A 22,850-nucleotide genomic window follows, 5' to 3' on the forward strand; every position below is an offset into this window, starting at 1 on the left:
TATCGGTTTACTGTTTGCCTAAAGTAACATTTTTTAGTGACTATAATTTCTTGCTCCAAAAATAGAACTTCCTATTCGAACCATAGTGCTGCCACAGTCAATGGCAAGTTGGTAATCACCACTCATTCCTATAGATAGAGATTTTAGTAAAGGATGATCAGTTTGTAGCCTTTCAAAAAGAGATTGTATACGTTCAAATTCTTGTTTGATTTGTTCTTTATTATCCGTAAAAGTAGCCATTCCCATTAATCCCGTAATCCTTATATTGGATAATAATTTTACTTCATCGGATTCCAGCAGTTCAATAGCATTTTTTTCACTAAGTCCAAACTTGCTATCTTCTTCAGCTATTTTAATCTGTAAAAAACAATTGATTATTCTTTGATGTTTTTTAGCTTGTTTATTAATCTCTTTTAATAGTTTCAAACTATCCACGGCATGAATAGTATCCACGTAGGGAGCCATGTATTTTACTTTATTCGATTGTACATGTCCAATCATATGCCAAGAAATGTCTTTAGGCATTTCCTCCCATTTTTGGGTCATTTCTTGTATTTTATTTTCTCCAAAAACTTTTTGCCCAGCTTCATAAGCTTCTAATAAATCCGAAACAGGTTTAGTTTTTGAGACTGCTACGAGAGTAACGTGATCGGGAATCGTTTCTAGTATATGTTTGAGGTTTTCCTTGATAGAATTCATAAGATGTAAAGATACCTAAATTAATAAAAACGGAGTCAAGATATTAATTAATGGATAAATGATGATTTCCCAAATTTTAAAACTCATAGATCGTAATGCCACTTCTCAATTTTGGTTCGATATAAGTACTTTTAGGGGGCATTTTTAAACCTTGATCTGCTATTTTCTTCATTTGATCCACCGTTGCAGGAAATAATCCAAAGCCAACCCTAAATTCTCCTTGATCCACTTTGCTTTTTACGTAAACAATGTCATTTTTACCGTGTGAATATTCAATTCGGTTATCGGTCCTAAGATCCTTGATCCCTAAAATTGGATTTAATACGGTTTTATATAGAATTTGTGCGTCTAATTCTTCTAGAGCGTCTGCAAATTCATAGATGGTTTTTCTAAGATATAAGGAATAAAATTCTCCCTCCAGATACATACTAAAGTGATGAGGTTTTGAAGGTTTGTATACTTCAATACCTCTGTTCTCAATTCGAAACCATTCGTCTAGTTGTATTAAAAATTCTTCTTTGGTTAAACCATTAAGATCTTTAACCAGCCTGTTAAATTCATAAATTCTAAGATCAGATTCTGGTATCAAATAACTCATAAAAAAGTTATAGGCTTCTGTACCTTGATGATCTGAGTTCTTAGATGCTAAATCCTTTGCTAATAAAAAGGAAGAAGCTGATCTATGATGACCATCCGCGATGTAAATCGTTTTCATAGTCGCAAACGCAGCTTGAATTTGTTCGATATTTTTTTGATCATCAACTTTCCAAACATAATGTGTATCACGATACGTTGTAGTAAACTCATATTCAGCTCTTTCTTGTGTAACTTTTTCAACGATATGTGCTATAGCATTATTATCTGGATAGGTGAGGAGTACAGGTTCTGCGTTAAACCCTACAGTGTGTAAGTATTCTTTAAAAGTAATTTCACGATCTGTAATAGTATCTTCGTGCTTTTTGATAACATCACGCTCATAATCTTCTGCACTTGCAGCAGCAATGATACCGCAAAAAGACTCCAGTTCTCGATTTACAATTTTGTAAACATAAAAACAGGGAGTTTCATCCTGTATAAAAATCTCATCCTCTTTGAACTCCAGATAACGATTGCGAACTAATTTGTAGCGGTCTTCTCCAGAAATTTCTTTATGATATTTATAACCTGGATTAACGATGTGCAGAAAAGAGTAAGGATTATAATCCATTCTGGAGTCTCTTTCCTCCGGAGTATAGCTTTGGTAAGATCGTGAAGCAATCAAACTCACTTTATCTCTTGTAGGGCGAACTGCTTTGAATGGGTTTATTTTTGCCATTTTTAGTTGTTTGTTTTCTGACCAGTTTTAAAATAATTCCTTCAATTTATTCTCTAATTGGTTACCTCGCAAAGTTTTTGCAATGATTTTTCCTTCTTCATCGATCAAAAAGTTATCTGGAATTCCATTGATACCATAAATTTGAGCTACTTCTGTTTTGCCTCCTTTAAGATCACTAACATTGACCCAAGGCAGTTGGTCTTTTTCTATTGCTTTAAGCCAATATTCTTTATTATTATCTAAGGATACCCCGATAATCTCAAATCCTTGATCTTTATATTTATTATACGTTTTTACCAATTTTGGGTTTGCTTCTATACAAGGACCACACCAAGAGGCCCAGAATTCTACCAGGATATATTTTCCCTTGATTTCAGATAATTTTATTAACTCTCCAGTTGCGTTCGGTAATTTAAAATCAATATACTTTTCTCCAATTTTTGGTGTTCCCGGAAGTGATAAAAACTGTTTTATTTCTAGGCCGTTTTTTGAACTTTTCATTTTATCCGATAAGTTGTCATATAATTCGGCAACAACTTTCTTATCCCAAGTAGTATTATAAATGTTTAATGAATTTACACTAACATAAGAATCTGGAAACTCTCTTATAAAACCTTTGCTAATTTGTTCCATTTCGGAAAGCAATTTATTTTGAGCTTTCACAACAGAGTCAATACTTTCTCTTGGTATATCTGTATAGCCATATTTTTTTTCAATGAAATTTAACGCTTGGTTGATTTTATCGGTTCGTTTAGTTAAAATTTCACGTTCCTTCTGAGTTTTTCCAGCAGAAATAGTAGTATTTTTCAAATTTCCCTTTTCACCTTCTACTGTTATTATTAGATTTTCTGCCCATAAAACAAAATATTCAGGATTTGTTTTGCCGACCATCATAAAAAAAGAAGAAGGTTCTTCCACGGATCCTGTAAACTCGAATTTTTCACCTATGATTTGTGTAGAATCTACAATTTTATTGTCTTGATTTATATAAATCCAAGTGCTATCTTCTATATTTTTAAGGGTTCCTGAGATTAGGTATTCATTTGAAGCAGTTTTGGATTCAACAATGTTTTCAGGCTTTTTTGCTTTTTTGCACGAAACGAATAAGCCAATTATCAAGAAAAGACTTAATAGCGTATAATATTTTTTAATAATCATTTTTGGCTTTTTTTAATTAAATAACTCTTTAAGTTTGTCCTCTAATAGTATGCCTCTCAAGGTTCTGGCTACTATAACTCCCTCACTGTCTATTATAAAATTATCCGGAATTGCATTAACACCGTAGATCAAAGCGGCTTCATTGTTAAATCCTTTTAAATCTGATACCTGAGTCCAGGGAAGATGATCATCTTTTATAGCTTTTGTCCACGCTTTTTTATCCTCATCCAGAGATACACCAATGATTTCGAATCCCTGATCTTTATATTGATGGTAGTTTTCTATTAATTTAGGATTTGATCTTCTGCAAGGAACACACCACGAAGACCAAAATTCTACGAGTATATAGTTCCCTTTAATATCTGATAGCTTCACCTCATTTCCATCTTGATCAGGTTGTGAAAAATCAATATATTTTTCTCCAATTTCGGGTTTGTCAGGTAGTGATAAAAAATAAGCTATTGTCTTACCTTGTTTTGAATTTTTTATTTCTTCAGAAAGCAGAGCATATGAGTTACGGATATCTTGTTTGTCCCAGATCATTTTACTTAATGCCAGAATATTGGCGCTTACGTGAGATTTTGGAAATTCTTTTATAAAATCTTTCGAAACGATAAGACGTTGCTTTTCTAATGAATCAATGGCTATTAGAATAGAGTCTCTTAGCTGAGGTTGCAACTGGTCATTCCCCATCAACGAATATAGCTTCACTTGCTCGTTAGAAATTTTATCCACCCTTTTGTTGAAAACATCTTGTTCTTTCTGGGTGAATGAACCCTCAATTACCGCATTTTTTATGGAATTTTTGTTCGCAGTAATGGTGATATCCGTGTTTTCTAGCCAAACCGGAGCAAATCCTCCATTTCTATATCCTTCTACCACCAGATATGCAATAGTGGGTTCCTCTTCAAAACCTTGAAATTCAAAAGAATTATTTTGTATCCAGGTAGTTTGGGTACCTCCTACAGGTTTGCTTAAGTATACCACTGTACTATCAGGAACATCGGGTATAGTTCCAGAAATTATATAGCCATTGGCTCTTTCTATTAAGCTTTCAGGGTCTTTATTTTTTTTGTTGCAAGAAAAAAGAATAGTAAATGAAACAATGACCGTTAGAAATTTAATTTTCATATGGGCGCGTTAAGTTAATTAGTAGTTATGAATTTGGTAGGATCCAGATAGCCTTCGCTGTTTTCAGAATATCCACCTCCAATATCCATAAAGATATCATCTCTAAGTTCCAGATGCAAATGTGCGTAATAAATACCATTGGCATTTCCTATAGTAGCAATGGGTTGTCCTTTTTTAACGAAATCTCCTTCTTTTATGTTTATGGTTTGGCAATGCGCATATATAGATTCATAATATCGATCCTTATATTGATGAATAACGCGAATTACATTTCCCCAGCCACCGCCAATATCTTCTGAAAAAGATACATATCCATTAGCAATGGCATAGATAGGATCTCCAAGATCAGAATTACCGCCACCCACACCATTCCAGTCGTCGCCAAGATGATTATTTTCTTTGAATTTCTGCGCGTTGTAATATCCTTTGGCATTAGGTTTCCCTACCGGAAAATCAAAATCTTTTGCAATAAATTCATTATGATTACTAAAAAGAGTATCGTATTTGGCATATTTGTTTTGAGTTTCTCTTGAATCTTTTTTCTTCGATGTAAGCGTATTTTCCGTATTATATAATAGAGAGAATAATACTATTATTGTGATAGAGAAGAATACTTTCATAGAATATATTTGTTGTTTCTTACATCGATCATCAACTATTAACCATCAACCAATTATTAACCAAACTGCTTCGCTACCTTCTCCGCTTTTCTTGATTCTGAATAGTCATAAAAACCTTCGCCACTTTTCACTCCAAGTTTACCTGCCATAACCATATTGACCAATAATGGACAAGGAGCATATTTAGGGTTTTTGAAACCATCATACATGACATTAAGAATAGAAAGACATACGTCTAACCCAATAAAATCTGCTAATTGCAATGGTCCCATAGGATGTGCCATACCTAATTTCATAACGGTGTCTATTTCGGCAACTCCGGCAACTCCATTGTACAAAGTCTCTATAGATTCATTGATCATTGGCATTAAAATTCTGTTTGCTACAAATCCAGGATAGTCATTTACTTCTACAGGGACTTTGCCCAAGGTTTTTGACATTTCCATGATTGTATTGGTAACTTCATCAGAGGTGTTATATCCTCTAATAATCTCTACCAACTTCATAATTGGAACAGGGTTCATAAAATGCATTCCAATAACCATATCTGGTCTATCGGTAACTGCTGCTATCTGAGTAATTGAGATAGAAGAAGTATTAGTAGCAAGAATGGTGTCTTCTGGACAAGCCTTACTTAATTCTTTAAATATTTTTAGTTTTAAATCAACATTTTCGGTAGCTGCTTCTACAACTAATCCTGCGTATTCAACTCCTTCTTTAATACTAGTATAGGTAGAGATATTTCCTAAGGTATCTTCTTTATCAGTCTCAGAAATTTTTTCTTTAGCAATCATCCTATCAAGATTCTTAGTGATGGTTGCTAATCCTTTATCTAAAGATTGTTGAGAAATATCAATTAATTGAACTTTAAAACCTTTTTGAGCGAAGGTATGTGCAATACCATTTCCCATGGTTCCGGCACCGATTACTGCTACGTTTTTCATGTGTGTATGTGTTTTTTTTGAAAAATTATTGTGGACTATCACATCGAGCGGAGTCGAAATGAATTAGATATATAGTGTGAGCATCTCTCGACTCCGCTCGAGAAGACGGTAACTATTCAATTAAGTCTTACTAAAACATGCTATGATCTGTAACGCTACTTCTAATGCTTTTTTACCTTGAGTTAAGGAAACGATTGGAGTTGTGTTATTATTAATAGCTTCAGCAAACGTATCCAACTCGTCCAATATTGCATTATTCGATGGAACTTCAGGGTTATCAAAATAGATCTGTTTTTTTACACCTTCTGCATTTTGTAAAATCATATCGAAATCACCTGGTTTTTCCGGAGCATCTTTCATCTTTACGACTTCACATTTTTTCTCAAAGAAATCCACAGAAATATATGCATCACGTTGAAAAAATCTTGCTTTGCGCATATTCTTTAAAGAAATACGACTTGCGGTAAGGTTAGCAACACATCCATTTTCAAATTCAATTCTCGCATTAGCAATATCAGGCGTTTCGCTAATAACAGAAACTCCACTAGCGCTAATATGTTTTACATCAGAATGTACCACACTAAGAATCGCATCGATATCGTGAATCATTAAATCTAATACTACAGGAACATCGGTCCCACGAGGATTAAACTCCGCCAGTCTATGCGCTTCGATAAACATTGGATTATCAATCTTATTAGCCACTGCGGTATATGCCGGATTAAAACGTTCTACGTGACCTACTTGTCCTTTTACGTTATGAGTTTTGGCAAGTTCGATTAGTTTTTCGGCTTCTTCAACCGTATTGGTAATCGGTTTTTCAATAAATACGTGTTTTCCCGCTTGTATAGCTTGTTTTGCGACTTCAAAATGTGCAAAGGTTGGGGTTACGATATCAACAACATCCACTGCATTGATCAATTCTTCAACAGAACTGAATAATCGAAAACCAAATTCTTTTGCAATTGCTTTTGCTTGTTTCTCACTGGCATCGTAGAAGCCAACGAGTTCATAATTTTCTGATTGTTCCAGGAGACGTAGGTGGATTTTTCCAAGGTGTCCCGCGCCAAGTACTCCGGCTTTGAGCATAATTCAAGATTTTACACAAAAATAGTATTATTTATAAATTCTAAATCTTAATTCTATCTAAAATGTAAAATAATCAGTTTAAAGCTAAAATTGTTCTTTATTCTTTAAAATCTTTATGTAATTTTAGCCTGTTAATCTACCCTAATGAATTTTAAAGATACATTAAAACACGCTGGTAAAAGAAAGCAGCTGGTCGATGTGATCATTGGCAAAGGAATAAAGAATAAAGAGGTACTTGCTGCTATAGGAAAAATACCTAGGCATTTATTTATGGATTCTGGTTTTGATGATCACGCGTATCAGGATAAAGCTTTTCCTATAGGTGCAGATCAAACCATTTCTCAGCCATATACGGTGGCATTTCAAACAGAATTATTAGAGGTAGAACGTGGAGATAAAATATTAGAAATCGGAACGGGATCTGGTTATCAAACAGCGGTTTTATGTGAATTGGGTTGCAAAGTATATAGCATAGAAAGACAACAGGAGTTATTTAAAAAAACCAAGCTTTTTTTACCAAAATTAGGATACCGTCCTAAATACTTATCTTTTGGAGATGGATATAAAGGATTAGAAGAATTTGCTCCATACAAAGGTATTATTGTTACAGCCGGTGCTCCTTATGTGCCAAAACCTTTATTGGCTCAATTAGAAATAGGAGGCAGGTTAGTGATTCCGGTAGGGACAGATCCTCAAGTTATGACTTTGTTTATTCGTAAAAGTGAAACTAAATTTGAAAAACATGAGTTTGGAGAGTTTCGCTTTGTTCCTTTATTAGAGGATAAAAATTAAAATTCACTTTTGAGAAAATTAGAGCTTTACATTTTTCCTATGGTTTTCTTGGTAGGAATAGCATTATACTTTTTGGGCTGGCCTTTCGGAAATGAATTAATTATAATTTCCCTGTTTGGATTATCTTGTTTATACTTTTATTTCGGTTTTGCGATTTTTAATAAGTTATCCTTGCGAAGAATTTTTAAAAAGGAATCCTATCAAGGGATTTCTGCTTGGAGAATTGTCGGTGCTATTTGTACAGGAATTTCAATTTCTATTGTATTGCTTGGTGTATTGTTTAAAATATTTCGTTGGCCATTCGCAAATCAATTGTTAATAATTGGGGTTAGTTTTTTGAATGTTATCTTCCTGGCAGGACTTTATAAAATTTTAAAAGAAAAAAGACCTTTTTACCAAAGACTTATGGTAAGAGTAGTTTTTTATGGCATATCGGGGTATATATTTTGGTTTATACCAACCTACACTTTTTTAGAATTGAAGTATAAAAATCATCCTGATTATATTGAAGCTGTCAAGCGATTGGATAAGGACCCGGAGAATCCTGAATTGATTAAAGAAGAGCTTAGAGCGTTTGATAAAATGATTAGAGAATGATAGTGTAAGGTAATTTATTTATAATCCTTTTTTATTCGATCCAAAGCACGCTTGTTGTCCCTATCTTTGATAGTTTCTCGTTTGTCATAAAGTTTCTTACCTCTGGCAAGCACAATATCCAGTTTGGCCAAACCTCTATCATTTACGAATAATCGGGTAGGAATAATGGTAAGACCAGAGTTTTTAACCTCTTTTTCCAGTTTTTTTAGTTCTTGCTTGTTTAGCAATAACTTTCGTTCACTTTTTGGATTATGATTAAAATAAGTAGCGTGAGAATATTCTTCTATATGCATATTGATCACAAAAAGTTCTCCTCCGTTATGAAATTCACAGAAACTTTCTGCGATATTTGCTTTTCCTTCTCTAATCGCTTTAATTTCAGTACCAGCAAGTTTGATTCCTGCGGTATATTTATCTAAAAATTCGTACTCGAATTTTGCTTTTCTGTTAAGTATATTGATTCTATTCTTATTCATATTAGGTGCTGACAAAAGTTTGCGAAGAGTACAAAAATACAAAAAGCTTTCCCTTCAGAAAGCTTTGTAAACTATATTATGGTAAAAACTTTTAAGGCTCCTGAAATTGGATAGTTGCAATTTTGCCATCCGGATTCAACTTTAGCTCCATCACAAGGCTCATATTATCAAAAGCTGCAGTGTAACTGTGAATACCTTCTGTAGATTCTATAAAAGTTAAGGTGTTTAAATTTCCAAATTGTGAATGACATCCTTTTATGAAACGAGCAACACCTTCTTTGGTCATTTCTTCCTGCATCTCTGATGCATATAAATCGAAGACTGCATCGATATTCTGTGCGTTAAAATTCTCCTGAAAAGCTTTAGTTGTTTTTTCGTAGGTTGCAGCATCTTGTGCTAATAATGGCTGTGTCCCAAGACAAACCAGTAGTAGTAAAATATATTTCATAGTATGTTAAGATTAAGGCACCGCAAAATAATTATCTTTTTGAAAATTTGAAAAAAAATAATATTAAAATTGGCCAGTATGTTGAAAGTTTTATCGTTTATAATTGACTATACTAGCCAAAGTGTTTTATGTAATACCATATTAAGTATATGATGTTTTAGTTTAACAAAATTATTACAACTATTCGTTGCCGAACAGCTACTTTAGTTTTCTAATAAAAAAATATTTTATGAAGAAGTTTTCGTTTATAATTCTTACTTTATTTTTGACGCCTTTTACTACAGTATATTGTCAGTTTTCTGCACAGCAGATAATTGATAAAGCTATTGAAAATGCAGGAGGAGCAAAGTTTGAGGAAACAAAAATTCATTTCACTTTTAGAGGGAAAGAGTATAGAAGTACTCGTAATGCTGGTCGGTATAGATTAGAAAGATTAGTGCCATCCACAAATGGTTTAGTCCATGACGTTTTGAACAATACCGGATTATCCCGATATGTAGATAATTGCCCTGTAAAGGTTGTAGATTCTATAGTAACAAAAATAGGTGATGGTGTAAACTCTGTACATTATTTTGCAAATTTACCTTATGGATTAAATGCACCAGCTGTGAATAAAGAATTAGTGGGAGAATCAATGATCAAAGGGGCATCTTATTATAAAGTGAAAGTAACTTTTGATCAGCAAGGCGGTGGTACTGATTTTGAAGATGAATTTATGTATTGGATACACAAAGAAAATTTTACCGTTGATTATTTGGCTTATAAATATGCCGTTGATGGTGGTGGTATTCGTTTTAGAGAAGCCTATAATGAAAGAGTGATTAATGGAATTCGATTTGTAGACTATAATAATTATAAAATCAACGACCTGTCTACATCTCTGTCTAAATTGGATGAATTGTTCGAAAAAGGACAACTAAAACTAGTGTCTAAAATAGTGTTAGAGAACATCTATGTTTATCCTGTAAATGACTGTTGTTAATTTAAATTAAAGACCATATCCGTAATAACATCTCCTGTTATTTTAATGACAAAGAGTTTGCTGTAATCATTTTCATCAATATCGTCATATTTTTTTTGTTTGAGAATTTTGTTTACGAATGTCGGAGTTGTATTACTATGCCCAATGATCACAGATATTTTACCCTTCGTTTGTTTTTGGAATTCTGCGTCGTAAAGTTTTTGTGGGTCGTATAAGGTGATTTCAATGTTTCTGTCTTTAGCTAAAGGCTCAGCAGTCTGTAGCGTTCTTTGATATTGGGTACTATATATTTCATCAATTTGAACATTAGTAAGGAAATGAACAAGATTTTGTGATCTTTTTTTTCCTGCTTCAGTAAGGTTAGGGTTTTTGTTCAAAGAATCGCTAGTATCCTTCTCAGAATGCCTAACTAAAATATACGTTGTGGTCTCTACGTTGTTATCTGATTTTTGAGAACATCCGATAAGTGAGAAGAGGAGTAAGAATAAAAATGTAACCGATATATATTTAATTTTCATAACTATTTATTGTTTGATAGCTCAAGTAGAATCAGTTGATTAATTTGTTCTGAAATTGGATTGAAATTATTGTCTGAAATCAATAGTAATGATTGGTTTCCATTTTCCAGTATTGGACCAAAAGTAATTCCTTCTATATTATCCACAATCTGATCAGTTAAGTGATTTCGAATAGATTCAAAATCAAAAAGTAACCTTTTTGATGCTGACTTATATTTTTTATTTTGTAGCGAATCTAAAGACAACGTATTTGTCGCGTTCTTCATAGTACATAGGTAAATTCTTATGGTATTTCCTTGTGTTCCGTAACCGGCGGCATAGCCGCGTTCTACAATCAGAAACTGATTTCTGTTTAGTTGTAACAAACCCGTAACTCCGTTGACTCCAAATTTTCCTCTAGGGTCTTTGGCAAGTTTATCCAAGGGATATGTAAATTGAAAGTCAGCTTTCGCCGTGGTAGCATCGAAATGAGTAATTCTAATAGGAGCTCCTGAGTTATCTATAGTTGGTTCTTTTCCATCAAGTTTTAAAGGAAGCTCCATAGCAGCCCAATATCCTTTATTATCTATATCCGGAGCCAAACCCTCGAATACTCCATTATGCCTCGGTTTATTTTTAGAAGTAGGATTCACTTTGAAGTAAGATGGAAGTTGAAAATGATCGTAATAAGTCCCTAAAGTGTCAGTGATAAAAATAGCAGGGTTATAATTGTTTTTGATAGATCCTTCGCTGGCGAATATAAATTTATCTTTCTTATACATTCTGATGTCTTCTAGATCTAAAATGTTGTTATTAAAAAAATGATTTTGTGAATCTTTAATTTTAATCAGTTGATCCATTATCACCGTATCAAACCTTTTGTTGTTTATGGTAATAGTAGCTTTATAAAATCTTGGATTATTGGCGTCATCACAAACTACGTAATATGAATCCTGTTCTTTATTGTATTCTATTCCAGATAGACCACCGATTTTTGAATCTGTAAAGATCGAATCATTGTAAAAGACGTATTCGTCTAAATAATTGATTTGAATGTTTTTATCTGTCTGAGCCTTGCTACTGGATATACAAGAGCACATCATACTTAAGGCAAGAATGGATTGTATTATACGATAAGTGTTTGTAAACATAATTAGACTATAGAATGTTAAATGTAGTATTTATGGGGTTACCTTTGCTCGTTAATTTATATTATTTTCTTTTGGATTGAGTCAAAAAAAGTTTTTTTCGCGTTATAAAGAGGTAATGGATAATAGCATTTTTGCTTAGTAATTTAAAAAGCAACAATGATGAAAAAAACAATTTTTACCTTATTATTCTCGACTAGTGTTTTATTTGTTTCTTGCGATGGAGATGATGTAGAGGATGCAGCTTGTGATGTTGCAGAAGATGCATTACAGCTGTCTGTAGAAGCAGCGATAGAGGCTTACGAAGCGGATCAAAACGAAACTACCTGTCAGGCGATCAAAGATACAGTAGAGGAGTACAGAAATTTAGAATGTACAAGTGATCTGGCATACGCTGATGAGATAGCGCTATTGCCTTTAGATTGTGCAGACGCCGGAAACTAGAGATGCGGTTAGGATATTCAATATCCCAATAATCGAAGATGATATAGTCCGATAGAATTTGATATTTTATCGGACTTGTTTTGTTAATTTGAAAAGTTTAAAGTTTTACAAATTTAGTTGTAGTAGATGTGTTATTAGAAGATACTTTCAAAATATAATTTCCGGATTGCAAATTAGGAATTAAAACTTGAGGATTATCCTGATGTACGCTTTTGTAAAAAACAGATCTTCCGCTCATATCGAAAATAGTAATATCATCAATCACGATAGGAGAATTTATTGAGAGCGTATGTTTCACTGGATTCTGATCTAATGAAAGTTTAACGTTGTTGATGGTAAAATCGTTTACACTTAATGCTTCTGCCCGAGCAAGTAAATGATTTCTTATAAATGTACCGGAAGTAGTAAGATTTCCGTCAATAAGTCCTTGTGGACCCATACCAGGACTTACAACACAAGAATCTTCATTTTTATGAGCAATTGTCCAGTTAATATAACTGATATGATTTTCAATCATGAAGTTTAACCAGATTTCTGATTCTTGCTGATTGTATCCGCCATCTCCACTCGCATCAGTAGTTCCCCATTCTGTTACAAATAAGGCGATACCGTTATTCATAGCTGCCAATGCACGGTCTCTTAGAAATTGTTTATGAGTATTTGCATAGAAATGTAGTGTATATGCAAGGTTAGGGTCTCCAACTATGGGATCAGCAGCAGCTTTGTCTACATCTTGTGACCAAGTAGGGCTACCAACGATGATTAAATTATCCGAATCTTTGGAGCGAATACCAGCAATTACATCGGTAGCATAATTCTTGACATCGTTCCAGGATTGGTTAATTGGTTCATTATAGATTTCATAAATCACGTTGTCGTACCCTCCGTATAATTCGGCCATCTCGGTAAAAAATGTGACAGCTTCGTCTTTGTATATCTCGGCGGCATGTGTGTGCCAATCAATAATAACATAAACTCCTTTGGCAATGGCTGCATCAATTATTGTTCTGATTTTGGCTTTTTGAGCTGCAGTGTTATCGATATATCCGGTTCCTCCATCCCAGGTTTCTTTAACTCCTAAAGCTGCTCTGATAATCGGATTTTTCCAGTCGTCAGCTAAGTGATTTACAGTTTGACTATTATAAAAATCACCTGCATCGCCAGCATTACTCCAAAATAAGCTCATTCCCGCAAGACTTATCTTGTCTCCATTTTCGGCAGTAACGTAGCTTCCGTTTACTTGTAATCGACCATATTTTTCAACAACCGTCTGTGCAGATAATGAAAAATTGAAAATGGAGATAATGAGCAGTGTAAATAATGATACAAATGGATTTTTGTAGGTAGTGTTAAGTTTCATAAGTTAAATTTGTAGAAATGGATTTTCTAAATAAAATTGGTTAACCAAATATTTTCAGAACGATGTAAACTATTGGTTAGTATCAAGATAACAAACTTTTCGATAAAACTATACCTAACAAGGTTGAAAAAAAGACTCATTAATGTTGTAAGGTGTTTTTTCCTACAGAGAAATATGAATAGATATGTAGTAAATATTCAATAAATAAATCTACCCGATACGAAGGTAAACTACATATCGGGAAATGTTCTTTTTATTTTTTTACTATACATAGGTATCTTTATCCTAATATACCTAGCTGCCAGGCAACAATACTCATAGAGAGAATTGCAATGATAAAAAATCCAATAAAAAAATATGAGCTTCTCTTTTTTTGAGAGGAGCCTATGTCTCCGGAAGACTTCATACTGGTTAGGTTTTGTTGATTGATGTATATATAAGACTCCCCAGAAAAAGATATGTTACACTTTCTGAGGTTTTAATTGTGAAATTCTTTCATTAAATGTTTTAGCTTCTATTGGATTTAGAACCATATGAAATAATTTCATCAGTTCTGGGATGTGGTTCCATCGTTTTTGTTTTAATAAATTAAAATGTACAAAAGAACTCCACATTATTGACTTTAACTCCGTTTTATTTTGATTCCACATACGGATTTCTACGTGAAGCTCATTTTCATTGTAAGAGAAAAGCTGGGAATCAATGATAATATCTTCCATCAATAGTGCAGGGCGCAAGTATGCTATCTGATTTGTACCAACCACCCAACTAATGCCTTTTTTTTGTGCCATTTCAAAAAGATCCAAATTATAGTGATTAATGATTTGGTCTTCTCTTGCGTTTATCATATAATTAATGTATTCTGCATTATTAAGATGGTTAAACGGGTCGCAATGCTGGAATCTGATTTTTGCTTTACTTTCTAAAATTTTTGGTAATGTTGTCATAAGTTTTTTGTTTTATACCAATCGGTATATTTTAATTTAAAAAAATAAGTTTATATTTTGAATTTATTTTGGATCATTGCATCAATTTGATCCATAGTTTGCAGTAAATAACTATTATCTTCCATTGTATGCGTCATGAAAATGGCACCAACAATCATCGTATATAATCTTCTAGCATAAAGAACTGAGTCCGTTTCAGGTAGTATTTCGCCTAAATGTTTACCCTCGTCTATTAATCGGGCTAGATTATTTTGTATTTTATTAATAGTGTATTGGACATAGTTAAAAAGTACTGTATTTTGGTGTTTTGCATCTATACCCATATTTAGAACCGGGCAACCACCTAATTCTTGACTGTAATTATAATAGTTACGATAAAAATCAGTTACCAAAAATAATTTTTCTAGTGGCGAATCACTTAATGCCTGATGATCCGTAATACGTCTTAGCATATTTTTCACGGTCATATTAAAGGCAGCAATCGCTAACTCTTCTTTGTTTTTGAAATTTCCGTAAATAGCACCTTTAGTTAACCCTGTTGCTTTGGTAATATCGCTCATACTTGTCGCGGCATAGCCGTTTTTATTAAAAAGGTACGTTAAACAAACATCCTTTACAAAGTTAAAGAAACATAGTTTACACTTTTTGAGGTGTAATTTGAGATCAAAATCAAATTATTATGCCTTGGAAAAACACAACAACTATGGAACAAAAAATTGAATTTATCTGTGAATGGCGTACTGGAAAATATACCATCACTGAATTGTGTAGGAATTTTGAAATCTCCAGACCAACAGCTTATAAATTGATTGATCGATTCGAAAACCAAGGCTTTGAAGGTCTAAAAGAACAATCCAGAAAACCAGGAAAACATCCTAATGCAACCGATCAAAAAATCATTGATAGTATTCTTAAATTAAAAGAAAAACACAAACTCTGGGGAGCTAAGAAAATTAGAACTTTATTGTTTAAAGAGTTTGCTGAAAAAGAAATCCCTTCTGTGGTGACTGTTCATAATATCCTTCGAAAAAACGGTCTGGTCAATCCCCAAAAACGAATGCGGAGAGTAAAGCCTCTCTACCCTGTTTTTGATCCAAAATCCTGTAATGAAGTATGGAGTGCTGACTATAAAGGAAAGTTTTTAATGGGAAACAAAATCTATTGTCACCCATTGACCATCGCCGATTCTAAAAGTCGATTCTTATTCACAGCCAAAGGACACTATAAAGAAACCCTAAAAGCTGCAAAGACAGAATTCACAAAGGTGTTTAGAACCTATGGCATGCCTAAACAAATACATACTGACAATGGAAGCCCCTTTGGATCGGTAAGAGCTATTCAAAGATTTACACAACTCTCTTATTGGTTCATAGAACTCGGAATTACGCCCGTATTTTCTGATCCTGCACATCCAGAACAAAATGGAAGACACGAACGAATGCATAGAGATTTAAAGGCTGCTTGTGCTAAACCTTCTGCCTATGATTTAAAAGCTCAACAAAGACGTTTAAATCACTTTGTAAAAGAATATAATAATATAAGACCTCATGAAGCTTTAGAAATGAAAACACCCGCTGATATACATGACTTTTCCTGTAGACCTTTCCCTGAAAAAATAACTCATTTTGATTATCATAGTGACTATAAAGTGCTCAAAGTAACCAAGAGTGGAGCCATTAGATGGAAGTCTTATTACTGGGTATATTTAACTGCTGCTTTAAAAGGAAAATATGTAGGAATCCAAGAACAAGGTAACGGTATTTGGAAAGTCTATTATAGAAATGTATTTTTAGGTTTCTTTGATCAAAGAAACCTAAGACATAAACAACAATCGACAAGGTTAGAAACTAATTTAGTGTAAACACCTAAGCTTTAACTTGTGTAAACTATGTATCTTAACGAACAAAATAGGAGCAACGGTTTTTATAATAAACTCTGAGGTTTTTTCTGCTTTGGTATACATTTATTTCCAGTCTATTTTGTAAATATAATAAAAAAATACCGATTGGTATATTTTTATAAATTGTTTTAACATTTTCGTAAGCATCCTCTTTTTATCATTAAATTTTAATAGATCAATAACTCTATTAACTACATAATATGTCTATCTTGTAGCGCTAATTTTTTTGTTATGAAAAACAGTTACTTTTTAGTTTTGATGATTCTGTGTACTAATTTTTCTTTTAGTCAAGTGGTGATTAATGAATTGGACTCTGGTACTCCGGGTGTTGATACCCAAGAAATTATTGAATTAAAGTCCGATACTCCTAATTTTTCTTTGAATGGTTTGGTTTTGGTACTTTTTAATGGTTCTACAAGTGGAGGAGATTCAAGCTATTTTGCGCTGGATTTAGATGGTTTTACTACCGATGTTAATGGAATATTTTTAATGGGAGGACCCGAAGTTTCTCCTGTACCTGATTTTTTGTTATTCGAAAATACGATTCAGAATGGAGCAGATGCCGTTGCTATTTATTTTGGTGATGACACGGATTTTCCGGATGGCACATTGGCAACAACTAATAATTTACTGGATGCCTTGGTATATGATGGAGGACAAAGTGATGATGTCAACTTACTAAATTTGTTAGGAGAGACTGAACAGATCAACGAAGCACAAAATGGCAACAGAGATACAGAATCTATCCAAAGAAGAAATGACGGGACATACGAGGTGAAAACACCAACTCCTGGTGCTTTGAATGATGGTAGTGGGGTGCAATTTAATGGAATATCATTTTCCACGGCGCAGGATCAATATGATGAGGGGGATAGTATTGATATTGTTTTTACTACTGAAACAAATGTAACAAGTGATCTTGTTTTTGATATTACAATCGTTAATGGAACCTTTACCACATCAGATTACTCGGGCAGTGTTTCTGTCACAATTCTTACCGGTACGAATACAGCAACCAATACGATTCAAATTGTTGATGATACAGAAGACGAAGGTGATGAGGTTATGAAAATTACTTTTGGTACGATTCCTTCTGGTTTCGAGCGTCTCAATGATAATAAGGAATTACGAATCGTAGATAACGATTTCACAGTGGCTTCTTGGGGAACTCCGTTAAATCCTACTTTCGGAAATGTTAATAATACAGCTCCTTTAGGATATTATGATTCTTTAGAGGGAACGTCTGGCGAATCTCTCGTGCAGGCCATTCAGGATATTACGGCAGATCCAACAACAGTAAGGACCCATTCTTATGCAGATATTGTTGAGATTTTAAGCAGTGCAGATCAAAGTCCACTGAATAGTAATCAAGTTTGGTTGTTGTACACAGAACAACAACGTGCGAAGTTAGACTTTGCAGGATTTACAGATGCAAGTGATAGCTGGAATCGAGAACATACATATCCAAGATCGAGAGGAGAATTTGGAGACTATAGAGAATTTGATGACATAGCAGATGGTATGTCCGGATTTTTTACCACAAATGCGGATTCTTTGCGCCACGCTAATTCAGATGCACACGGTCTGAGAGCCACAGATTCTAACGAAAATAGTTCCAGAGGAAATAAACATTATGGAGAATACAACGGTCCAACCGCAACTCAAGGGAGCTGGAAAGGTGATGTAGCTCGAAGTATTTTTTTCCTTGTAACAAGGTATAAAGATTTGCAAGTAGTAAATGGTTTTCCTGAAGATACGGATAACTCTATATCAGAACTTGGTGACCTTGCTACCTTATTAGACTGGCATCGTAATGATCCTCCAGATGATTTCGAAATGAATAGAAATAATATTATCTATACTTGGCAATTTAATCGCAACCCTTTTATTGATCAACCTAATTTGGTGGAATACATCTGGGGTAATAATATTGGACAAACTTGGTCAAATACGCTGTCCGTTGATGAGAACGAAAAATCAGAAATTTCAATTTACCCAAATCCCGCAGATAACTTTATAATGATTTCTGCAAAAGGAAAGCAAGGAAATTTCGAAATTTTTGATACGCTAGGTAATTTACTGTTAACTAAACAACCCTTTGAAGAAACTAGCCGGGTTCATTTTAATCTTTCTTCAGGATTGTATTTGATGCGAATTACTTACAACAATTCATCAGAAATTAAGCGATTTATGGTTAAGTAAAGCCTACTGCTTTTTATTTACATTTCTATCAATTACGTTGTCTGATATGATTTTTGAAATACTTCTTGGTAGTTCACATTCATCATCAATAATTACATTTTGGTAGGCTAAGAGTGTATTAAATTTTTCTATAATTCTGTCAGTCTGATCACAATCTGCCGTCTTATTTCTAACATAATTAGTTGTTGGGTTTTTTGATCTATTGCTTCTGGTCTCAAAATCCTTGAACTGACATTTTATCGGCTCGAAATTATGAAAATAGAAACGTTCTTCTAATGTTAATACAACATCAACTTTTTGAATTCTTTTCTTCTTATTTTTTTCATAATCCTTATATGTTATCTCGTGAGTAGAGAATGCAAAAAATAACTGGTCATCCCAAACATAATATTCATCCTTAAAAGACACATATCCTTGAGTATATTGATGTAGGATATGTTTTAATTCACGGCTGTTAAAGTAGAAAGTTAATGTTCCTTTTTCTACAGATTCTTCACAGGTATAGTCTGTGTAATATTGTCTTAAGGTATTGGTGTCAATAAGCTCACGAATAAGGAGGTATTTACTTTTGATATCTACTAAAATTTCTCTTTTCTCCTGAGCTAAGGAAAGGGCAGATGTAAGGATACAAAATGATAATAGTAAAGTTGGTTTCATTGTGCTTAAATTTACTCAAAAGTTTATCTCTTGTAAGAATTATTTATTAACCGTGTAAGAATACTTTTGTTAATAACTACGGTTTTACCGTAATAAACAGGAGATCTGATAGGTTAAAGACTTATGAAATCTTGCACAAAGACAAAAAAACAGGCGAGTTTTTATTAAAAACCCGCCTGTTTAATTAAGAATTAATTAACAAAATGACCTATTAGAGTACTAAATCATTTTGATTTCTAAATACTAAGTTATTGTCAAATGCATCTAGTAAAATAATACTTTCAGTAGAAACCTTGCCTGCCAGAATTTCTTTAGATAAGGAGTTTAAAACTTCTTTTTGAATCGTACGTTTTACCGGTCTTGCTCCAAATTCTGGTTGGAAACCTTTCTCTGCCAAATATGCAATAGCTTCATCGGTAGCATCTAAGGTAATGTTTTGTTGAGCTAACATTTTGGATACATTTTTTAACTGAAGTTTCACTATTTCCTGAATGTTTCCTTTTGTAAGCGGCGTAAACATTATGATATCATCGATTCTGTTTAAAAACTCTGGGCGAACAGCCTGTTTCAAAAGGCCTAACACTTCAATTTTGGCACTTTCCATAGCTGTGTCAACATCTTTTACAGCTTCAAATTTTTCCTGTATAATGTGACTTCCCATATTACTGGTCATGATAATGATGGTATTTCTGAAATCTGCTGTTCTACCTTTATTATCAGTTAATCGCCCTTCGTCCAATACCTGTAGAAGAATATTAAATGTATCCGGATGTGCTTTTTCAATTTCGTCTAATAACACTACAGAATAAGGTTTTCTTCTTACTGCTTCTGTTAATTGCCCGCCCTCTTCATATCCTACATATCCTGGAGGAGCACCAACCAGTCGACTTACAGCGTGTCTTTCCTGATATTCACTCATATCAATTCGGGTCATAGCATTTTCATCATTAAAAAGATACTCCGCCAACGCTTTGGCCAGTTCTGTTTTACCGACCCCAGTGGTTCCAAGAAACAGAAATGATCCTATTGGTTTCTTCTGATCCTGTAATCCTGCGCGACTTCGTCTTACGGCATCACTAACCGCCTGAATAGCTTCTTTCTGACCAACAACTCTTTTTTGGAGTTCTTTTTCTAGCACTAGTAGCTTTTCACGATCACTTTGTAACATTTTGGTGACCGGAATCCCAGTCCATTTGGCTACAACTTCAGCGATATCTTCATTGGTTACTTCTTCTTTAATTAGTGAAGATTTGCTTTGCTGTTGATCCAGTTGTTCTTGAAGCATTTCAAGTTTTTCCTGGGCATCTTTAATCTTACCGTATCTTAGTTCTGCTACTTTACCATAATCGCCATTGCGCTCGGCTCTTTCAGCTTCTTGCTTATATTCTTCTATGTCAGTTTTTGTGTTTTGTATAGCATCAACAACTTCTTTTTCGCTTTGCCATTTAGTGAAAATATCATTTCTGGCTTCTTTAAAATTAGCAAGATCAGCATTTAAGGATTTCAATTTAGACTCATCGTTTTCACGTTTTATGGCTTCTATTTCAATTTCTAATTGCATGATTTTTCGATCCAACACATCCAGCTCTTCCGGTTTTGAATTAATTTCCATTCGTAGTTTAGATGCTGCCTCGTCCATTAAATCAATTGCTTTGTCCGGTAAAAACCTGTTAGTAATGTATCGTTGAGATAATTCTACCGCGGCAATAATGGCTTCGTCTTTAATTCTAACCTTATGGTGAGTTTCATATTTCTCTTTAATTCCCCGAAGGATTGAAATGGCACTTTCTGTATCCGGTTCATCTACCGTTACCTTTTGAAAACGTCTTTCTAGTGCTTTGTCTTTTTCAAAATACTTCTGATATTCATCTAGGGTTGTGGCTCCGATTGCTCGTAATTCTCCTCTTGCCAAAGCAGGTTTTAGAATATTGGCTGCATCCATTGCTCCTTGTCCGCCGCCTGCACCCACCAGCGTATGAATTTCGTCAATAAATAGTACAATATTTCCGTCACTCGAGGTAACTTCTTTAACTACTGCTTTTAAACGTTCTTCAAATTCTCCTTTAAATTTTGCACCCGCGATTAAGGCACCCATATCTAAAGAATAGATTTGTTTATCCTGCAGATTATCCGGGACATCCCCAGCGATAATCCGATGTGCTAATCCTTCTGCAATTGCCGTTTTACCGGTACCGGGTTCACCAACTAACATTGGATTGTTTTTAGTACGACGCGACAAAATCTGTAAAATTCTACGAATTTCTTCGTCTCTACCTATTACTGGATCTAGTTTACCACTCTCTGCTAGTTCGTTCAGATTTTTAGCATACTTGCTCAGTGATTGATAGGTTTCCTCTGCACTTTGAGAAGTTACACGTTCTCCTTTACGAATTTCATTAATTGCTTCTTTCAGGTGTTTTTCAGTAACTCCTTGGTCTTTTAGTATTTGACCAATTTTACTTTTAGATTTAAAAATTGCAATTACCAAATGTTCGATAGAAACATATTCATCTTCCATCTTTTTGGCAATAATATTGGCTTCATTTAAAGTTCTCCCGGCTTCGCGTGATAGTTGTATTTCTCCACCGCTAACTTTTGGAAAACTTTCTAAAGTACTATCCAGCACTTGTTGCAGAATGTTCAGGTTTACATTCAATTTTTTTAATAGAAAAGGAAGTACATTTTCATCTACATTAAAAATAGCTTTAAAAATATGTTCGTTTTCTATTTGTTGATGACCATACCCTTGAGCAAGCTGTTGCGCTTGCTGGATAGCCTCCTGTGATTTTATGGTGAAATTATTAAAGTTCATATCTTTTTATTTTGCTTTGACTGATAGAAATCAAATTGTATTCCCATTGTGTAAACAAGTCAAAAAGTCAGTAAAAATAAATAGTTTAAAGACATTTTGACGTATTGTAAAGTTATTAATTCTATTCCGACTTAACTTGATATATATCAATTTATCAAAATCATTTGGTTAATTTTGCAATGATTTTTAAGCATATAAAAACAGTATGGGATTATTCGGTAAATTTTTCGGATCAGAAAACAAAGAACCTAAAGAAGATAAACAAGCTTTGCCCTGGCAAGAATTAAAATCCTTGCAGCAGTTAGATATAATTGCAGAAGCATCCAAAATAAAAACACAAGCTATTTTTAAACATTCTACACGATGTGGGATAAGCAGGATGGTGATTAAAAATTTTGAAAGTAGTTTTGATCTATCTGAAAAACAAATAGATTTATATTATTTAGATCTTCTAAGTCATAGAGATATTTCTTCTGAAATTACTGCCAAATTTCAGGTGTATCACGAATCTCCACAATTTATTGTGATTCGTAATGGGGTAGCAGTGCATCACGCCTCACATAGTGCTATCACACCACAGGTATTGCATCAATTTATTTAATTAGGTTTAAAGTTTGCATTAACTATAATAA

Annotated in this window: 24 protein-coding genes and 1 pseudogene; 7 read left to right on the plus strand and 18 right to left on the minus strand. The window is 33.8% G+C overall.

Going from position 1 to position 22,850, the window contains the following annotated elements:
* Positions 1-33 precede the first annotated feature (33 nt).
* From ACE94K_RS13200 to ACE94K_RS13230, 7 genes are all read right to left on the minus strand, one after another.
* On the minus strand, positions 34-699 hold the full coding sequence (locus tag ACE94K_RS13200) for a YggS family pyridoxal phosphate-dependent enzyme (protein ID WP_378172968.1): 666 nt from the start codon (positions 697-699) through the stop codon (positions 34-36).
* 76 nt (positions 700-775) lie between these two features.
* Positions 776-2,014: a DUF1015 domain-containing protein gene (locus tag ACE94K_RS13205; protein ID WP_378172971.1), complete on the minus strand. Its 1,239-nt coding sequence runs from the start codon at positions 2,012-2,014 to the stop codon at positions 776-778.
* Between the two features lie 27 nt (positions 2,015-2,041).
* Positions 2,042-3,172: a redoxin domain-containing protein gene (locus tag ACE94K_RS13210; RefSeq protein ID WP_378172974.1), complete on the minus strand. Its 1,131-nt coding sequence runs from the start codon at positions 3,170-3,172 to the stop codon at positions 2,042-2,044.
* 12 nt (positions 3,173-3,184) lie between these two features.
* A complete protein-coding gene (locus tag ACE94K_RS13215; protein ID WP_378172976.1) occupies positions 3,185-4,303 on the minus strand; it encodes a redoxin domain-containing protein in 1,119 nt (372 codons plus the stop codon).
* Positions 4,304-4,317: 14 nt separating this feature from the next.
* The gene (locus ACE94K_RS13220) at positions 4,318-4,923 is read right to left on the minus strand and encodes a M23 family metallopeptidase (protein ID WP_378172979.1); all 606 of its coding nucleotides are present in this window, start codon (positions 4,921-4,923) and stop codon (positions 4,318-4,320) included.
* A gap of 56 nt (positions 4,924-4,979) precedes the next feature.
* Entirely contained in the window at positions 4,980-5,867 is an 888-nt protein-coding gene (locus tag ACE94K_RS13225; protein WP_378172981.1) for a 3-hydroxyacyl-CoA dehydrogenase family protein, read from the minus strand.
* 120 nt (positions 5,868-5,987) lie between these two features.
* A complete protein-coding gene (locus ACE94K_RS13230; protein WP_378172984.1) occupies positions 5,988-6,956 on the minus strand; it encodes a Gfo/Idh/MocA family oxidoreductase in 969 nt (322 codons plus the stop codon).
* Positions 6,957-7,100: 144 nt separating this feature from the next.
* Between ACE94K_RS13230 and ACE94K_RS13235 the strand changes: the two genes are divergently transcribed.
* Both ACE94K_RS13235 and ACE94K_RS13240 read left to right on the plus strand, forming a co-directional pair.
* Positions 7,101-7,748, plus strand: coding sequence for a protein-L-isoaspartate(D-aspartate) O-methyltransferase (locus ACE94K_RS13235; protein WP_378172986.1), 648 nt, complete (start codon positions 7,101-7,103; stop codon positions 7,746-7,748).
* A 9-nt stretch (positions 7,749-7,757) separates the two neighbouring features.
* Positions 7,758-8,345, plus strand: coding sequence for a hypothetical protein (locus ACE94K_RS13240; protein WP_378172989.1), 588 nt, complete (start codon positions 7,758-7,760; stop codon positions 8,343-8,345).
* 14 nt (positions 8,346-8,359) lie between these two features.
* Here ACE94K_RS13240 and smpB read toward each other — a convergent pair whose 3' ends face one another.
* Both smpB and ACE94K_RS13250 read right to left on the minus strand, forming a co-directional pair.
* On the minus strand, positions 8,360-8,821 hold the full coding sequence (gene smpB, locus ACE94K_RS13245; RefSeq protein WP_378172992.1) for an SsrA-binding protein SmpB: 462 nt from the start codon (positions 8,819-8,821) through the stop codon (positions 8,360-8,362).
* A gap of 91 nt (positions 8,822-8,912) precedes the next feature.
* A complete protein-coding gene (locus tag ACE94K_RS13250) occupies positions 8,913-9,269 on the minus strand; it encodes a DUF3887 domain-containing protein (RefSeq protein ID WP_378172994.1) in 357 nt (118 codons plus the stop codon).
* A gap of 229 nt (positions 9,270-9,498) precedes the next feature.
* Here ACE94K_RS13250 and ACE94K_RS13255 point away from each other — a divergent pair, with 229 nt between their 5' ends.
* Positions 9,499-10,251, plus strand: coding sequence for a DUF6503 family protein (locus ACE94K_RS13255; RefSeq protein WP_378172997.1), 753 nt, complete (start codon positions 9,499-9,501; stop codon positions 10,249-10,251).
* Here ACE94K_RS13255 and ACE94K_RS13260 read toward each other — a convergent pair.
* Both ACE94K_RS13260 and ACE94K_RS13265 read right to left on the minus strand, forming a co-directional pair.
* Complete coding sequence (locus tag ACE94K_RS13260) at positions 10,248-10,769, minus strand: histidine phosphatase family protein (RefSeq protein WP_378173000.1); 522 nt, start codon at positions 10,767-10,769, stop codon at positions 10,248-10,250. The genes ACE94K_RS13255 and ACE94K_RS13260 overlap by 4 nt on opposite strands.
* A 2-nt stretch (positions 10,770-10,771) precedes the next feature.
* Positions 10,772-11,899, minus strand: a complete 1,128-nt coding sequence (locus ACE94K_RS13265; RefSeq protein WP_378173003.1) for an esterase-like activity of phytase family protein — start codon at positions 11,897-11,899, stop codon at positions 10,772-10,774.
* Between the two features lie 159 nt (positions 11,900-12,058).
* Here ACE94K_RS13265 and ACE94K_RS13270 point away from each other — a divergent pair, with 159 nt between their 5' ends.
* Positions 12,059-12,340 carry a hypothetical protein gene (locus ACE94K_RS13270; protein WP_378173005.1) on the plus strand — a complete coding sequence of 94 codons (282 nt, stop codon included), beginning with the start codon at positions 12,059-12,061 and terminating at the stop codon, positions 12,338-12,340.
* Positions 12,341-12,437: 97 nt separating this feature from the next.
* Here the strand turns inward: ACE94K_RS13270 and ACE94K_RS13275 are convergent, their stop codons facing one another.
* The 5 genes and pseudogenes from ACE94K_RS13275 to ACE94K_RS13295 all read right to left on the minus strand — a co-directional run.
* Positions 12,438-13,700, minus strand: coding sequence for a cellulase family glycosylhydrolase (locus ACE94K_RS13275; protein ID WP_378173008.1), 1,263 nt, complete (start codon positions 13,698-13,700; stop codon positions 12,438-12,440).
* Between the two features lie 280 nt (positions 13,701-13,980).
* Positions 13,981-14,106, minus strand: a complete 126-nt coding sequence (locus ACE94K_RS13280; RefSeq protein ID WP_378173011.1) for a hypothetical protein — start codon at positions 14,104-14,106, stop codon at positions 13,981-13,983.
* Positions 14,107-14,161: 55 nt separating this feature from the next.
* Positions 14,162-14,647, minus strand: coding sequence for an acyl-CoA thioesterase (locus tag ACE94K_RS13285; RefSeq protein WP_378173014.1), 486 nt, complete (start codon positions 14,645-14,647; stop codon positions 14,162-14,164).
* Positions 14,648-14,697: 50 nt separating this feature from the next.
* The gene (locus ACE94K_RS13290; RefSeq protein ID WP_378184284.1) at positions 14,698-15,114 is read right to left on the minus strand and encodes a TetR family transcriptional regulator C-terminal domain-containing protein; all 417 of its coding nucleotides are present in this window, start codon (positions 15,112-15,114) and stop codon (positions 14,698-14,700) included.
* Between the two features lie 21 nt (positions 15,115-15,135).
* Positions 15,136-15,228: pseudogene (locus tag ACE94K_RS13295) on the minus strand (TetR family transcriptional regulator); the annotation flags it as partial.
* Between the two features lie 122 nt (positions 15,229-15,350).
* Here ACE94K_RS13295 and ACE94K_RS13300 point away from each other — a divergent pair.
* Together ACE94K_RS13300 and ACE94K_RS13305 are read left to right on the plus strand one after the other, a co-directional pair.
* On the plus strand, positions 15,351-16,508 hold the full coding sequence (locus ACE94K_RS13300) for an integrase core domain-containing protein (protein WP_378172603.1): 1,158 nt from the start codon (positions 15,351-15,353) through the stop codon (positions 16,506-16,508).
* A gap of 270 nt (positions 16,509-16,778) precedes the next feature.
* Positions 16,779-18,749: an endonuclease gene (locus tag ACE94K_RS13305; RefSeq protein ID WP_378173017.1), complete on the plus strand. Its 1,971-nt coding sequence runs from the start codon at positions 16,779-16,781 to the stop codon at positions 18,747-18,749.
* Positions 18,750-18,752: 3 nt separating this feature from the next.
* On the opposite strand, the gene ACE94K_RS13310 is transcribed toward ACE94K_RS13305, so the two are convergent.
* Together ACE94K_RS13310 and clpB are read right to left on the minus strand one after the other, a co-directional pair.
* Entirely contained in the window at positions 18,753-19,406 is a 654-nt protein-coding gene (locus ACE94K_RS13310) for a hypothetical protein (RefSeq protein ID WP_378173020.1), read from the minus strand.
* A 211-nt stretch (positions 19,407-19,617) separates the two neighbouring features.
* Positions 19,618-22,218 carry an ATP-dependent chaperone ClpB gene (gene clpB, locus ACE94K_RS13315; RefSeq protein ID WP_378173022.1) on the minus strand — a complete coding sequence of 867 codons (2,601 nt, stop codon included), beginning with the start codon at positions 22,216-22,218 and terminating at the stop codon, positions 19,618-19,620.
* A 205-nt stretch (positions 22,219-22,423) separates the two neighbouring features.
* Between clpB and ytxJ the strand changes: the two genes are divergently transcribed.
* Complete coding sequence (gene ytxJ, locus ACE94K_RS13320; RefSeq protein WP_378173025.1) at positions 22,424-22,819, plus strand: bacillithiol system redox-active protein YtxJ; 396 nt, start codon at positions 22,424-22,426, stop codon at positions 22,817-22,819.
* The last annotated feature ends 31 nt before the right edge of the window (positions 22,820-22,850 follow it).

The organism is Aquimarina besae, assembly GCF_042434905.1.
Taxonomy (GTDB): Bacteria; Bacteroidota; Bacteroidia; order Flavobacteriales; family Flavobacteriaceae; genus Aquimarina.